This window comes from Caulobacter sp. 602-2 (assembly GCF_011043625.1).
In the GTDB taxonomy this organism is placed as follows: domain Bacteria; phylum Pseudomonadota; class Alphaproteobacteria; order Caulobacterales; family Caulobacteraceae; genus Caulobacter.
Window position 1 is genome coordinate 1 of sequence record NZ_JAAKGT010000012.1, and the last position, 12,814, is coordinate 12,814.

Here is a 12,814-nt window from a genome sequence, read left to right on the forward strand (position 1 = left end):
GGGCGCGATGATCATCTTGATCAGCCGCAGGAAGATGTCGGTGATCAGCGACAGGCCCGAGGCGGCCGACTTGGCCCCTTCGGCGTCCAGGAACTGGTTGCAACCCCAGCCGACGAGCACCCCCAGCACCATCGCGCCGACGATCAGATAGGCGAAGCGTTTGTTCATAGGGTCTTCCGTTCCCCCTCGGCCGCGTGGCGACCGGGCCTGCTGAAGCGCCCTCCCAGCAGGCGCATTCGTTTCATGGACGCCCCGAGAGGGGGCATGTGGCGCCCCTTTTGGCCGAGCGTGGCGGCTTCGTCCATGCCCGGGGCGTCACAAAGGCGCAGGCTGGGGGCGCTATGCTCGCCCCAGGGCCGGGCCGCGCCCCGCTCTGGTCAGGCTGCGGCAAGGCTGATATAGGACGCCATGTCTAACCAAGAAAAAGCGATCGCCGTCGTCGAACGGCTCAACTCCGAATACGAACGCGCCGTCGAGGCGCTGCGCACCGCCCTTCGGGCCTATCTCGAAAATGGAACCCGCCCCGACCCGCAGATGCGGTTCGACGGCTCGTTCACCTATCCCGAGCTGCGCCTCACCTACGACCCCGAGGCCCTGCCGCCCAAGCTGGCGCGCTCGTTCGCCCGGGTCAGCCGTCCCGGCGTCTACTCGACCACGGTCACCAAGCCGGCCCAGTTCAAGGACTATCTGGTCGAGCAGCTTTCCCTGCTGATGGACGACTTCGACGTCGAGATCGAAGTCGCCCGCTCCGAGCAGGAGATCCCCTATCCCTACGTGCTGGACGCCAGCATCGACCTGAACCAGGCCGATGTGCGCAGCGAGGACATCGCCCGCTTCTTCCCGACCACGGACCTGGCCTTCATCGGCGACGAGATCGCCGACGGCGTCTGGAGCCCGGTGCTGGAAGACACCCGGCCGCTGGCCCTGTTCGACGGCCTGCGCACCGACTTCTCGCTGGCCCGCCTGCGCCACTACACCGGCGCTCCGGCCGAGCACGTGCAGCCGTTTATCCTGTTCACCAACTACCACCGCTACGTGGACGAGTTCGTCCGCTGGGGCGTGGAGCAGCTGAAGAAGCCCGATAGTCCGTACACGGCGCTGTCGTGCTCAGGCGGCGTGGTGGTCACGGCCGAGACGCCGAACGCCGAGCAGGCGATCGCCGACGGCGCCTGGCGCAAGCACCAGATGCCGGCCTACCACCTGATCGCCCCGAACGGTCAGGGCGTCAGCCTGGTCAACATCGGCGTCGGCCCGTCCAACGCCAAGACCATCTGCGACCACCTGGCGGTGCTGCGCCCGCAGGCCTGGCTGATGATCGGCCACTGCGGCGGCCTGCGCGACACCCAGACCATCGGCGACTACGTGCTGGCCCACGCCTATCTGCGCGACGACCACGTGCTGGACGTGGTGCTGCCGCCGGAGATCCCGGTGCCGTCGATCGCCGAGGTGCAGCGCGCCCTCTACGACGCGGCCAAGGCGATCAGCGGCGACACCGGCCAGGAGCTGAAGAAGCGCCTGCGCACCGGCACCGTGGTCACCACCGACGACCGCAACTGGGAACTGCGCCACAGCCTGTCGGCCCTGCGCTTCAACCAGAGCCGCGCGGTCGCCATCGACATGGAAAGCGCCACCATCGCCGCCCAGGGCTATCGCTTCCGGGTGCCGTACGGGACGCTGCTGTGCGTGTCGGACAAGCCGCTGCACGGCGAGATCAAGCTGCCGGGCCAGGCCAACGCCTTCTACGAGCGGGCGATCAGCCAGCACCTGCAGATCGGCATCCTGACCTGCAAGCTGCTGCACGAGGAAGGTCCCAACCTGCACTCGCGCAAGCTGCGCGCCTTCGACGAGCCGCCTTTCCGGTAAGGATCGGCGTCCGTCTGAAAACGACGAAGGGGCGGTGGTCATCCACCGCCCCTTTTTGCTGGTTGTCGCCCGAACCTACTGCGGGACGGAGAAGAGGATCGGGATCGTCACCTGGCCGCCGGCGGTGGGCTGGCCGTCCAGGGTCTTGGGCTGCATGCGGAAGATCTGGCTGAGCTGCATCGCCGCCTCGCCGAAGGCGTAGGGGCTGTCGCTCTGCCCCAGGACCCGGCAGTTCTCGAGATTGCCGGCGATGGCGACGGTGCAGGTGATGGTCGCCCGGCCGCCGGCCTTGGCCGTCACGGCGTCGGCCGGATAGAAGCGGGCCAGGTCGTTGGCGTCAGGCTTCTGTGCCCAGTCGGGGCGGGTGATCACGGCCGGTTCCAGGGCGGGGGCGGCGGGATTGGCGGCCCAGACCGCGCCGGCGGCCGTGGAGGCCAGCAGGGCGACGAGGGCCAGGCCCGCCTTGCGGCGCAGAGGGGTGACGGAGGCGGCGTTCAGCATGGTCAGTCTCTCCTTCAGGGGATGGGGCCCCGCCGCCGGCCAATGGCAGCCGAGCGGGGCGGTGTCGGCCGTCAGCACGGTGCTGAGCAGCGTTTCGGCATAGAGGCGGCGGGCGTGCGGATGGCGCTCGATCACCGCCGCGTCGCAGGCGATCTCCTGGTCGACCCGCAGGGCGCGGGCGGCCATGTGGACCAGCGGGTTGAACCAGCACAGGCATTGCAGGGCCACGGCCAGGCCGTTGATCGTGGCGTCGCCGCGCCGCAGGTGGACGTCCTCGTGAGCCAGGACCAGGGCGCGGGCCTCGCCTTCGAAACGGTCGGCGAAGTCGGCCGGCACGACGATGCGCGGCCGCAGCCAGCCCAGCACCAGCGGGCCCGCGTCGACATGCTGGCCGCGCAGCACCGAGGGGCTTTCATCGAGCGGCGTCAGTCGGCCGACGGCGCGCACGAAGCGGGCCTGGCGCACGGCAAACAGGCCCAGCGTCAAGACCACGCCGATCTCCCAGGCGACCAGGGCGATTGTGGTCAGGGCGGGGGCCTTGGCGGCCATCGGCGCGACGGCCTTGCCGGCGGTCGCGGCGAACGCCAACGCCGGCGCCATCACCGTGGTCGGCGCGGGGATCGGGATCAGGCTGACCAGGGCGCACAGCGGCGCGGCCAGCCACAGGGCGTAGGCCGCCAGCGGTCCGAAACGGCGGCGGACGGGCTTGCGCAGCAGCATGATCGCGACGATCGCCACGGCCAGAGCGAGGTTGGCGCGCAGAAGCGCCTCCAGGATCGCGCCGCTCATTTGGCGATCCTTTCGACCAGCGCCTTCAGTTCGGCGATGTCCTCGTCGGTCAGCTTGCCGGCGTCGGAGAACTGGGTGACCAGCGGCGCCAGGCGGCCCTCGAACAGCCGGTCGAGCAGGCCCTGGCTCTCGGCCTCGACATAGGCCCCGCGCGCGACCAGCGGCGCGTACTGGTAGCGGCGGCCCTCGGGCGTGGCGCCCACGGCCTTCTTCTTCACCAGGCGGCTGAGCAGCTGCTTGACCGTGCCTTCGGTCCAGCCGTTCGGCTCGCCGACCTCGGCGATGATCGCTTCGGAGGTCAGCGGGTTCTTCCGCCATAACGCCTCCATGATGACGCTCTCAGCCGTGCTGATCTTCATGGCCTCGCCCCTCCTTGTGGTCGATGACATCTGTCAACGTCGTAATCGTTGACAGATGTCATCGATGTGGTCAACCGGCGTTTTTCGAGGGGGCTAGAGTGCGCTCGCGGTGGACAGGGCCAGCATCAGGACCGGCAGCGCGACGCAGACGAGGAACCGCAGATCGTGCACGCCGAATTGATGCGCGCATAACGGGGTTACGCCAAGGGCGCTCGCGTGGCGGGAAGCGTTCGGCGCCGCGCCGGCGCCCTGCCTAGCGCGACACGCGATCTAGGAAGCCGACGATCCCCGCCGCCAGGCTCGGCTCCATCACCGCGCTCATGTGGTCGCCGGGCACGCGCTGGGCGCGGCCGTTGGGCAGCATGCCGGCCAGGGCCTCGGCCGAGCCGTTGTCGTCGTCGCGCTGGCCGGCGATGACCAGGGTCGGAACCTCGATGCGGGCGATGTCTTCCGCCGAGGTCGGGACGAAGGCGTTGAGCACGCCCAGCATCGCCTCGGGCTTGAGGTCGCTCGCCGCCATCATCGCCCGCACCCGGCGGCCGGCGCGGGGATCCTTGGCCTGGTCGCCGTTGCGGATGGCGTCCTCGAACATGGCCGCCCGTTCGCCCGCGCCCATCAGGCCCGAGGCGCCCATGCCCGCCAGGACGAGCCGTTCGGGGCGGGCGCCGCGCACCATCATCCGCACCGCCGTGCGCGCACCCAGCGAATAGCCGACCAGGTCGTAGTCGGTCAGGTGCAGGTGGGCGATCAGGGCCTGCTGGTCCATGGCCAGCACGTCGGCGGGCCAGGCGGCCGGATCGGTCGGCGCGTCCGAGCGGCCGTGGCCGCGCAGGTCGGGGGCGATCACCTTGCGACCGGCGCCGACCAGGGCCTGGACGATGCCGGGCAGGAACCAGTTGCTCTCGGCGCTGGCCAGGAAGCCGTGCAGCAGCAGGGTCGGCCAGCCCTCGCCCAGGGTGCGGTAGGCGATGGAGACGCCGTCGAAACTCTGGAATCGCTGGACCGCAAGCATGGCGGCACAATCTGCGCGGACGCACGATCCGTCCAGAGCCTTTAGCCTCACATGAGATCATGTGAGGCGTGAAAAAGGCTCTGAATCAAATACTTGCGGCGTGGCGTCCGCCGAAGCCGCTCATACTTTCGGCTGCCACGCCGTAGACTCTCGATTTCGTCACACGGTGCGACTACATGCACGCCATGACCCGTCACATCCCCCTGCAAGGCGTCGAGAACTTCCGCGACTATGGCGACTACGCCGCCGGGGCGGGGCGGTTGAAGAAAGGGCTGCTGTTCCGCGCCGCCCACCAGGCCGACGCCACCGACGAGGATCTGGCCGCGATGGCGGGCCTGGGCATCGTCACCATCGTGGATCTGCGCCGCGCGCCCGAGCGCCAGCGCGAGCCGTCGCGGCGCTGGAGCGGTTTCTCGGCCCAGGTGATCGACAACGACCTGGGCGGCGAGGGCGACGATCCCTGGCAGACCTTCCTGCGCGGCTGGGACCATTCGGAAGGCCCGCTGCGCGGCTACATGGTCGAGTCCTATCGCAGGAAGCCGTTCACCCCGCGCCACGTCGACCTCTTCAGGCGCTACTTCGCGGCGCTGGCCGAAGCCAAGGGGCCGGTGCTGATCCACTGCGCGGCCGGCAAGGACCGCACGGGGCTGCTGGCCGCGCTGACCCACCACCTGGCCGGCGTGTCGCGCGATGACCTGGTCGAGGACTATCTGGCTACCAACGATCCCGAACGCTACGCCCGCATAGGCGAGCGGATCGGCCGCTACCTGGCCGGCTACACCGGCTCGGTCCCGCCCGAGGCGGCGATCCGCGCGGCCCTGGCGGTGGAGGCCGAGTACATCCTGGCCTCGATCGAGGCCATCGAGGCCGCCCACGGCAGCATCGACGCCTATCTGGAGACGGTGCTGGGCGTGGATGCGGCGACCCGCGAGGCGATCCTGGCCCACATCCTGGACTGAGGCTTGGCGCCCCGCGCGATCTGGGATTTCGTGCCGGGATGCGCATCGAAACCCTTATCGACGGGCTGATCGCGGCCGCGCCGGAACTGGCGCCGAGGCTGGCCGAGCACTACGCCGACTACGACGAACGGCTGGACTACGTCTTCTTCTCCCACGACGTCGTTGCGCAGGCGATCGCCCTGCGCCGGGGCTCGCACGAGGATCGGGTTCGGCTGGCCGCCATGCTGGCGCTGATGGAGCAGGCCTGGGCGGAGGAAGGCGTCAGCCACGTCGACGCCGAGACGGTGGCCGTCATCGCGTTGTCGTTCCTGGAAAGCCTGGGTGATGAAGAACTGCAGGCCCTGAGGCCGATGCTCGGGCCCGAGATGGGGCGGGCGGCGGATCGCCATTATCTGCCGCAGCCTCCGCCCACCCTGCGCCAGCGGGGTGTGATGCTCCTGCATCGGATGTTCCTGGGGTTTCCCAAGAAGGCGTGACAAACGCTCGTTCGCGAGCGAGGCTCCGCTTCAGGGCTGCGTCAGACGGCCCGCAGCAGGGCGGACACCATGAGCGAGGTCTTGGACGGCGCGCCCGCGCGCCTGGGCGTCGAGTCGAAACCGGCGCGAAAACCGCTGACCCGGGGCGGGTGGTCCTGGGTGCTGCACCAGGGCTCGCGCGACGTCTATGTGGTGCTGGTCACCATCTACATCTTCGCTCCCTATTTTTCCGGCGTGCTGGTCGGCGACCCGGTGCGGGGCCAGGCCATGATGGCCCAGATCGCCACCACCTACGGCCTGATCGTCGCCCTGACCGCCCCGATCCTCGGCGCGGCGGTCGAAAAGTACGGCCCGCGCAAGCCGCTGGCCGCGACCCTGCTGACCCTGATGCTGCCCATGCTGATCGTGCTGTGGTGGGCGACGCCGGCCGGCGGACTGCCGCTGGCGGCGACGGCCGGGGCGCTGATCGTGCTGGGCGTGGCCTACAACTGGGGCGACGTGGCCGCCAATTCCCTGCTGCCCCGCGCCGCCGCCGAGCCCGGCCAGGCCTCGCTGCTGTCGGGGCTGGGCTATGTGTTCTCCAACGGCCTGTCGGTGCTGATGCTGATCCTGATGCTCTGGGGCTTCGTGCTGCCGGGGCAGGTCGACTGGCCGGGGATCCCCCAGGCGCCGCTGCTGGGGCTTTCGACCGGTCACCATGAGCCCAGCCGCCTGTCGGGGCCGCTGTCGGCGCTGATCATGGCGCTGGGGGCGATCCCGTTCCTGCTGTGGACGCCGGACGCGCCGCGCACCGGGCTTGGCGTCGGCGCGGCCTTCAAGGCGGGCCTTGCCCTGCTGCGCGACACCTTCGCCAACCTTCGCGGCCATCGCGACGTGGCGACCTTCCTCGCCGCGCGGATGCTCTATTGCGACGGGATGACGGCGCTTCTGGTGTTCGGCGGCCTGTTCGCGGCCGGGGTGATGGGCTGGGGCGCGCTGGAGATGCTGGTCTACGGCGTGTCGCTGAGCCTGGTCGGCGCGTTGGGCGGCTTCCTGGCGCCCAGGCTCGATCGCGTGCTGGGGCCCAAGCGCGCCGTGCAGATCGAGATCGCCGGCTGCCTGGCGGCGCTGATCTGCCTCTTGGGCATGCGGCCCGACCGCATCCTCTACGTCTTCGCCTATGACCCGGCAGGCCCCGCAGCGTGGGACGGACCGATCTATCGCACCTTGCCCGAGCTCTTCTATGTGGGCCTGGGCCTGATCATCGCCGTCTGCGTCACCGCCCAGTACGCGTCGAGCCGCACCTTGTTGGTGCGCCTGGCGCCGGCCGATCGCACGGCGGCCTTCTTCGGCCTCTACGCCCTGTCGGGCACGGCGACGGTGTGGCTGGGCTCGGCCCTGGTGGCGGCGGCGACGACGCTGTTCCACAGCCAGGTGGCGGGCTTCGTGCCGATCGTCGCGCTGATGGCCATGGGCGCCCTTGGCCTGTTCGCCGTCCGCGGCGGCGGGCGCGAGGCTTGAGGCGGGCCACGGACGCGCCTATCACCCCGCGATGCGCGACGTCGCCCTCATCGCCGCTCCCTGGCGCGACCCCCTGTGGGCCGCGGCTCCCTTTCGGGACGAGCCGTTCGCCTGCGCCCTGCTGTCGGGCGGTCCGGGCGAGCGGTGGTCCTATCTGCTGCGTGCGCCAGACCAGACCCTGGTCCTGGAGGCGTCCGATCGGCGCGATCCGTTCGCGGCCCTGGCCGACATGGTCGGACCCGCCCTGCCGGCCGATCCGGAGGGCCCGCCCTTCCAGGGCGGCGCCGTGGGCCTGGCCGCCTATGAGCTGGGCGACCGGGTCGAGGCCCTGAACCTGGCGCGGGGCGACTGGCCCGACCTGGTCTGCGCCCGCTATCCGGCCCTGCTGGCCTTCGACCACCTGCAGCGCACGGTCGTCGCCGTCGGTCGCGGCGAGGGAAGGGCGCAGGCGCAGGGCCGCGCCCGCGAGGCCCTGGCCTGGCTGGACGCACCGGCCCGCGACCCGTTCGAGGGACGTCTGTGCCAGGCGCTCGAAGCCGAGCCCCCGGCCGACTACGAGGCGGCGGTGGCCCAGGTGGTCCAGCGGATCCTGGACGGCGAGATCTTCCAGGCCAACATCGCCCGGGCCTGGCGCGGCCGCCTGGCGGGCGAGGCCGACCCCTTCGACCTGTTCGCCCGCCTGCGCGGCGCCAGCCCCGCGCCGTTCTCGGCCTATCTGCGCCTGCCGGGCCGGGCGATGGTGTCCAACTCGCCCGAGCGGTTCCTGAAAGTGCGCGGCGGCGAGATCGAGACCCGCCCGATCAAGGGCACCCGGCCGCGCGGCGCCAGTCCCGCCGAGGACCGCGCCCTGGCGTTCGAGCTGTCGGCCAGCGCCAAGGACCGGGCCGAGAACCTGATGATCGTCGACCTGATGCGCAACGACCTGGCCAGGGTCAGCCCGCCGGGCAGCGTGCGCACGCCGCAGCTCTTCAAGGTCGAGACCTTCGCCAACGTCCATCACCTGGTCTCGACGGTGGAGGGCCGGCTGAAGCCGGGCCTGGGCGTTTCCGACCTGCTGCAGGCGACCTTTCCGCCGGGCTCGATCACCGGCGCGCCCAAGGTGCAGGCGATGAAGGTGATCGCCCAGCTGGAGGGGCCGCGCGGGCCCTATTGCGGCTCGCTGTTCTGGGCCGGGTTCGACGGCGCCTTCGAGTCCAGCGTGCTGATCCGCACCGTGGCCCTGGCGCAGGACGACCAGGGCTGGCGGCTGGAGGCCAAGGCCGGGGCGGGCATCGTCGCCGACAGCGATCCGTTGTCCGAGCGGCTGGAGACCGAAGCCAAGATCGACGCCCTGCGCCGGGCGCTGACGGGGGAGGGGGCATGATCGCGCTGACCGACCGGGGCCTGCTGCTGGGCGATGGCCTGTTCGAGACCCTGCTGGCCGTCGACGGCCAGGTCCGTCACCTCGAAGCGCATCTGGACCGCATGGCGTCAGGCTGCGCGGTGCTGGGCCTGCCGGTCCTCGACCGCGAACAGGCCCGCGACCTGGTTCTCGCCGCGCCGGACAAGGCCGGGCTGACCGCCGGACGCGCCGCCGTGCGCCTGACCCTGACCGCCGGTTCGGGCGGGCGCGGCCTGGATCGGCCCGAGGCGCCGGCCTGCGTGCTGTTCGCCGCCGCCGCGCCCGCGCCGCCGGCCGGCGCGCCGGCGTCGGCCATCCTCGCGTCCGTGCGCCGCAACGAGGGCTCGCCGGCCTCGCGGCTGAAGACGCTGGCCTATCTCGACAACGTGCTGGCCCGGGCCCAGGCGCGCAACGCCGGCGCCGACGAGGCCCTGATGCTGGACAACCAGGGCCGCCTGGCCTGCGCCTCGGCGGGCAATCTGTTCTGGCTGGACGGGGACGTGCTGGCGACGCCGGCGCTGGACTGCGGCGTGCTGGCGGGGCTGGCGCGGGGGCGGGTGATGGACGCGGCCGCTCGCCTGGGGCTGAAGGTGCGCGAGGTCCACGCCGGGATCGAGGCCCTGGCCGGCGCCGATGCGGCCTTCCTGACCAACAGCCTGACGGGCGTGCGGCCCCTGGTGTCGCTGGACGGCCGCGCCCTCGGCGTCGATCCGCGCGTGGCGGCCCTGGCCGACGCGCTGGCCTAGGTCTTGAGCCACTCCACCGTTTCGGTGCGGCGCGGGCGCAGGAAGTAGGTCCGCCGGAAGGTGAACGAGGCTTTGTTCAGGCTGGTGGCGGGCGTGTAGTTGTAGCTGGTGGTGCTGACGATGACGCTGCTGCCGGCGGGCAGCACGCTGTCGGGGACGTTGGTCACCACGGCGGCGGCGGCCGGGCAGTCGGTCGGGCTGTTCTTGGGGGCGACCCAGGCCACGGTGTCCTTGCCCTTGCTGTCTGACACCACGCTGTAGAGGCACAGGCGCATGGGCGAGGCCGGGAACGGCTTCATCACCGCCAGGCTGATGTTGTAGATGTCGTTGACCCGGGTCTGGTTGATCTGGCCGTTCTGGGCGGCCATGTCGCCGATCAGCGAGGTGGCGTGGAACAGGCGTCGCTGGGCCATCATCGCCTGGGTCAGCTCGGCCATGCCGAAGTAGAACAGCAGCAGCAGCGGGGCCAGCAGGGCGAACTCGACGGCGACCGCGCCACGGACGTCGCGGGTGAAGCGGGGACGGCGCGGGGTCATGTGGGGCAGCTCACGGCGACGACGGCTTCGTTGTTGAACGGCTCGTTGGCGAAGGCGGTGGTGAAGCCGAGCGTCTTCTTGCCCTTCGAGGTCTCGATGACCGAGGCCAGCAGCGGCGTGATCACCGGCCAGTCGTAATAGGCGCGCACGACGACGAGCGAGCTGGCGCCGCCGGGATCCCAGCACATGGTGTTGGGCGTCGTCAGGCTGCTGGTCGAGGTGAAGGTCGACACCGTGCGCACGTCGACGCGCAGGCGGGTGCTGCAGTTGTCCTGCAGCCAGCTCATGCGCTGGCAGACCTTGGTCTTGAAGGCGGTGGCCGAGTTGTCGCTAGAGGTCTGGACTTGGCCCGTGCGGATCTCGCGGCCGGCGTCGATGACTGCGTTCTCCAGCATCATCGAGACGAAGAACACCAGCGCCAGTTCGATCAGGCCGAAGAACAGCAGCAGGAACGGCGCCAGCAGCAGGGCGAACTCGACGGCGGTCGCGCCGTCCTGCGCGCGCGCGAACCGGTGCAGCCGGCGGCGGACGGCCTGCCTCAGGCGGGCGTTGAGCGTGGCGGGAGGCTTCCCCATGGAGCGGTCCGAGTTTGCGACGAGGCCGACCATAGCGGCCGCTCCCTAACCGCGTCCTAAGCCGCTCCACGCGCGCTCATGCGTGCGTGGAGTCGTCTGATAAGGGGTCAGGGCTGGCCGGGCGCCGGGGCCGGCGCCGGTTCGGCGGCGGTCAGGGCGGTGCAGCGGCCGTCGCAGGCGTAGGCGGAAGCGTTCACGCCGCGCTGGACGGTCACGGCGTCGGCGGTGACGTCGGTCACCAGCACCTGGCCGCCGGCCAGCGGGCGGCCCTGGGCGTCGAAGGCGAACAGGGTGGTCACGCCCACGCGCTTGCCCAGGATCACCAGAGTGCGGTCGTTGATGACGCTGACGTCGGCGATCTGCGGGTCGCCGACCACGATCTCGCGGGCGGGCCCGCCGAGGGGCACCGTCGTCGCCTGGCCGGCGGCCACGGTCATGGTGCGGGTGGGCGCGGAGGCGGTCGGCGCGGCCGCCTGGGCCGCCACGGCGGCGCCGAAGAGGCTGAAAACGGCGGCGATGGCGAGCGAGAGGCGGCGCATGGCGGTCCTGTCGGAGCGAAATCTATGACTTCACCCTGACGAAGAATGGTCAATAAAAACCTAAGATCGGCCAGGGTGCGACAAGCTGCGCATCTGCGAATTCCTTGAGAATCAACGGGTTTCCGCGCTCGAATGGTGACGTGGTTAAGAGTTGATAATGGTAAACTTGAGTAAACCAAAAGAAAAATCGGCAGAATGTCTCGGTGTTTACTGCCGATTAATCGAGGTGGGCGAAATTGATCGTGTTTTCGGGGGTGAACAAGTCGCCATGGCTTGCAGGCCCAGCCAAGTTTTCTCAGCAGGAGATCAAGTCATGTCGAAGTTTGTCACGCGCTTCCTGAAGGACGAGTCGGGCGCCACGGCCATCGAATACGGCCTCATCATCGCCCTGATCGCCGTCGTCATCGTCGCCGCTTTCGGCGTCCTGCGTCCGGCCATCGAAGGCGCCTTCGAGCGTACCGCTGGTCAGCTGGACGCCGCCCAGTAAGGCTTGGACCGCTCAAGGGAGACGGCCGATGGTCGCCTTTATCGATCGTTTTCTGAATGACGAACGAGGCGCAACGGCCATCGAGTACGGCCTGATCGCGGCTCTGATGAGCCTGATCGTGGTCGCCGCCGTCCCCGTGCTTCGCGAACCCCTGCTCGGCGCTTTCGACCGGGTGCGGGGCCACCTCGACGCCGCAGGCAACTAGCGGCGAAGAGGCGGGAAGCCCAAAGGTCTTGAAGGGCCGCGACGTTCCGACGTCGCGGCCCTTCTTCTTTTCTGGTCTCGAATACAGAGAACACTGCGGCCAAGCCCGGCAACGATTGCTTCATCGGCGCCGGGATAGATTGGCGCAAGTCGAGGTTAGAGGCCCTGCCATGCAGACCCTGCAGATCCTTCCGCTGATCGTCTTCGCCGGCCTCGCCGTCGTCGCGGGCCTGAAGGACGTCACCAGCTACACCATTCCCAACTGGATCTCGCTGGCGCTGATCGCGGCCTTTCCGCTGGGCGCGGCGATGGGCGGGATCGGCTGGGCTTCGGCGGGCCTGTCGCTGGCCGTGGGTTTCGGCCTGCTGGTGGTCGGCATGATCATGTTCGCCCTGCGCTGGGTCGGCGGCGGCGACGCCAAGTTCCTGGCCGCCTGCGCGCTGTGGATGGGCGTGCCCGGCATCGCGCCGTTCCTGCTGACCACGGCCCTGGCCGGCGGCGCGCTGACCGTGGGCCTGATGAGCCTGCGCTCGGGCTGGCTGGCGCCGGTGATCGCCGGCGGTCCGGCCTGGGTGCGCCGTCTGGGCGACAAGAAGGGCGACGTTCCCTACGGCGTGGCGATCGCCGCCGGGGCCCTGGCCGCCCTGCCGCAAAGCGTCATCGGCCAAGCTTTGCTCAACTAGCTGCGGACCGCTCCCGGCTTTCGGGAGTCCGCGTCAGGCTGTCGCGGCTCGAAACGCCGTGGCGGCCTACTTCCTTTAGTGGCTGTTAACCATGGGCGCCGCAGTTTGCGATGCGGCCAGAACGGCTGTTCGATCCCTGCGTCCGGCGGAGTGAAGCTCTCCAGGCGCGCCGAACCCGTCCTGCCGACGCCAGAGCTCCGCCGC

Annotated in this window: 15 protein-coding genes and 1 pseudogene; 9 read left to right on the forward strand and 7 right to left on the reverse strand. The window is 70.1% G+C overall.

The window, feature by feature from the left end:
* A pseudogene (locus G5B46_RS19915) lies at positions 1–168 on the reverse strand (dicarboxylate/amino acid:cation symporter); the annotation flags it as partial.
* A gap of 240 nt (positions 169–408) precedes the next feature.
* Between G5B46_RS19915 and G5B46_RS19920 the strand changes: the two are divergent.
* Positions 409–1,863, forward strand: a complete 1,455-nt coding sequence (locus G5B46_RS19920) for an AMP nucleosidase (protein WP_165261756.1) — start codon at positions 409–411, stop codon at positions 1,861–1,863.
* Positions 1,864–1,938: 75 nt separating this feature from the next.
* Here G5B46_RS19920 and G5B46_RS19925 read toward each other — a convergent pair whose 3' ends face one another.
* The 3 genes from G5B46_RS19925 to G5B46_RS19935 all read right to left on the reverse strand — a co-directional run bounded on the left by G5B46_RS19925 (position 1,939) and on the right by G5B46_RS19935 (position 4,524).
* Entirely contained in the window at positions 1,939–3,153 is a 1,215-nt protein-coding gene (locus tag G5B46_RS19925) for a TonB family protein (RefSeq protein ID WP_165261758.1), read from the reverse strand.
* The gene (locus tag G5B46_RS19930; RefSeq protein WP_165261760.1) at positions 3,150–3,512 is read right to left on the reverse strand and encodes a BlaI/MecI/CopY family transcriptional regulator; all 363 of its coding nucleotides are present in this window, start codon (positions 3,510–3,512) and stop codon (positions 3,150–3,152) included. Before G5B46_RS19930 ends, G5B46_RS19925 begins: the two co-directional genes overlap by 4 nt.
* Positions 3,513–3,765: 253 nt before the next feature.
* Positions 3,766–4,524, reverse strand: a complete 759-nt coding sequence (locus tag G5B46_RS19935; RefSeq protein WP_165261762.1) for an alpha/beta fold hydrolase — start codon at positions 4,522–4,524, stop codon at positions 3,766–3,768.
* A 185-nt stretch (positions 4,525–4,709) separates the two neighbouring features.
* On the opposite strand from G5B46_RS19935, the gene G5B46_RS19940 reads away from it, so the two are divergent.
* From G5B46_RS19940 to G5B46_RS19960, 5 genes are all read left to right on the forward strand, one after another.
* Entirely contained in the window at positions 4,710–5,483 is a 774-nt protein-coding gene (locus tag G5B46_RS19940) for a tyrosine-protein phosphatase (protein WP_165261764.1), read from the forward strand.
* A 38-nt stretch (positions 5,484–5,521) separates the two neighbouring features.
* A complete protein-coding gene (locus tag G5B46_RS19945) occupies positions 5,522–5,959 on the forward strand; it encodes a hypothetical protein (protein WP_165261766.1) in 438 nt (145 codons plus the stop codon).
* A gap of 69 nt (positions 5,960–6,028) precedes the next feature.
* Positions 6,029–7,459, forward strand: coding sequence for an MFS transporter (locus tag G5B46_RS19950; protein WP_165261768.1), 1,431 nt, complete (start codon positions 6,029–6,031; stop codon positions 7,457–7,459).
* Between the two features lie 31 nt (positions 7,460–7,490).
* Positions 7,491–8,822 (forward strand): aminodeoxychorismate synthase, component I, encoded by a 1,332-nt coding sequence (gene pabB, locus G5B46_RS19955; RefSeq protein ID WP_165261770.1) that lies wholly within the window; start codon positions 7,491–7,493, stop codon positions 8,820–8,822.
* Positions 8,819–9,586, forward strand: a complete 768-nt coding sequence (locus G5B46_RS19960; RefSeq protein ID WP_165261772.1) for an aminotransferase class IV — start codon at positions 8,819–8,821, stop codon at positions 9,584–9,586. The genes pabB and G5B46_RS19960 overlap by 4 nt, the downstream gene beginning before the upstream one ends.
* On the opposite strand, the gene G5B46_RS19965 is transcribed toward G5B46_RS19960, so the two are convergent.
* The 3 genes from G5B46_RS19965 to G5B46_RS19975 form a co-directional block, all read right to left on the reverse strand.
* The gene (locus G5B46_RS19965) at positions 9,583–10,122 is read right to left on the reverse strand and encodes a TadE/TadG family type IV pilus assembly protein (protein ID WP_165261774.1); all 540 of its coding nucleotides are present in this window, start codon (positions 10,120–10,122) and stop codon (positions 9,583–9,585) included. The two genes, G5B46_RS19960 and G5B46_RS19965, sit on opposite strands and share 4 nt — an antisense overlap.
* Positions 10,119–10,697, reverse strand: coding sequence for a TadE/TadG family type IV pilus assembly protein (locus tag G5B46_RS19970; RefSeq protein WP_165261776.1), 579 nt, complete (start codon positions 10,695–10,697; stop codon positions 10,119–10,121). The genes G5B46_RS19965 and G5B46_RS19970 overlap by 4 nt, the downstream gene beginning before the upstream one ends.
* Positions 10,698–10,804: 107 nt before the next feature.
* Positions 10,805–11,236 (reverse strand): pilus assembly protein N-terminal domain-containing protein, encoded by a 432-nt coding sequence (locus G5B46_RS19975; protein ID WP_165261778.1) that lies wholly within the window; start codon positions 11,234–11,236, stop codon positions 10,805–10,807.
* Positions 11,237–11,549: 313 nt separating this feature from the next.
* Between G5B46_RS19975 and G5B46_RS19980 the strand changes: the two genes are divergently transcribed.
* The 3 genes from G5B46_RS19980 (at position 11,550) to G5B46_RS19990 (ending at position 12,610) form a co-directional block, all read left to right on the forward strand.
* A complete protein-coding gene (locus G5B46_RS19980) occupies positions 11,550–11,723 on the forward strand; it encodes a Flp family type IVb pilin (protein WP_165261780.1) in 174 nt (57 codons plus the stop codon).
* 28 nt (positions 11,724–11,751) lie between these two features.
* Positions 11,752–11,928: a Flp family type IVb pilin gene (locus G5B46_RS19985; protein ID WP_165261782.1), complete on the forward strand. Its 177-nt coding sequence runs from the start codon at positions 11,752–11,754 to the stop codon at positions 11,926–11,928.
* A 169-nt stretch (positions 11,929–12,097) separates the two neighbouring features.
* Positions 12,098–12,610 (forward strand): prepilin peptidase, encoded by a 513-nt coding sequence (locus G5B46_RS19990; RefSeq protein WP_165261784.1) that lies wholly within the window; start codon positions 12,098–12,100, stop codon positions 12,608–12,610.
* Positions 12,611–12,814 lie beyond the last annotated feature (204 nt).

Coding starts and splice junctions, on each gene's coding strand:
- G5B46_RS19920 (WP_165261756.1), top strand. CDS start 409: ATGTCTAACCAAGAAAAAGCGATCGCCGTCGTCGAACGGCTCAACTCC.
- G5B46_RS19925 (WP_165261758.1), bottom strand. CDS start 3,153: ATGAGCGGCGCGATCCTGGAGGCGCTTCTGCGCGCCAACCTCGCTCTG.
- G5B46_RS19930 (WP_165261760.1), bottom strand. CDS start 3,512: ATGAAGATCAGCACGGCTGAGAGCGTCATCATGGAGGCGTTATGGCGG.
- G5B46_RS19935 (WP_165261762.1), bottom strand. CDS start 4,524: ATGCTTGCGGTCCAGCGATTCCAGAGTTTCGACGGCGTCTCCATCGCC.
- G5B46_RS19940 (WP_165261764.1), top strand. CDS start 4,710: ATGACCCGTCACATCCCCCTGCAAGGCGTCGAGAACTTCCGCGACTAT.
- G5B46_RS19945 (WP_165261766.1), top strand. CDS start 5,522: ATGCGCATCGAAACCCTTATCGACGGGCTGATCGCGGCCGCGCCGGAA.
- G5B46_RS19950 (WP_165261768.1), top strand. CDS start 6,029: ATGAGCGAGGTCTTGGACGGCGCGCCCGCGCGCCTGGGCGTCGAGTCG.
- pabB (WP_165261770.1), top strand. CDS start 7,491: ATGCGCGACGTCGCCCTCATCGCCGCTCCCTGGCGCGACCCCCTGTGG.
- G5B46_RS19960 (WP_165261772.1), top strand. CDS start 8,819: ATGATCGCGCTGACCGACCGGGGCCTGCTGCTGGGCGATGGCCTGTTC.
- G5B46_RS19965 (WP_165261774.1), bottom strand. CDS start 10,122: ATGACCCCGCGCCGTCCCCGCTTCACCCGCGACGTCCGTGGCGCGGTC.
- G5B46_RS19970 (WP_165261776.1), bottom strand. CDS start 10,697: ATGGGGAAGCCTCCCGCCACGCTCAACGCCCGCCTGAGGCAGGCCGTC.
- G5B46_RS19975 (WP_165261778.1), bottom strand. CDS start 11,236: ATGCGCCGCCTCTCGCTCGCCATCGCCGCCGTTTTCAGCCTCTTCGGC.
- G5B46_RS19980 (WP_165261780.1), top strand. CDS start 11,550: ATGTCGAAGTTTGTCACGCGCTTCCTGAAGGACGAGTCGGGCGCCACG.
- G5B46_RS19985 (WP_165261782.1), top strand. CDS start 11,752: ATGGTCGCCTTTATCGATCGTTTTCTGAATGACGAACGAGGCGCAACG.
- G5B46_RS19990 (WP_165261784.1), top strand. CDS start 12,098: ATGCAGACCCTGCAGATCCTTCCGCTGATCGTCTTCGCCGGCCTCGCC.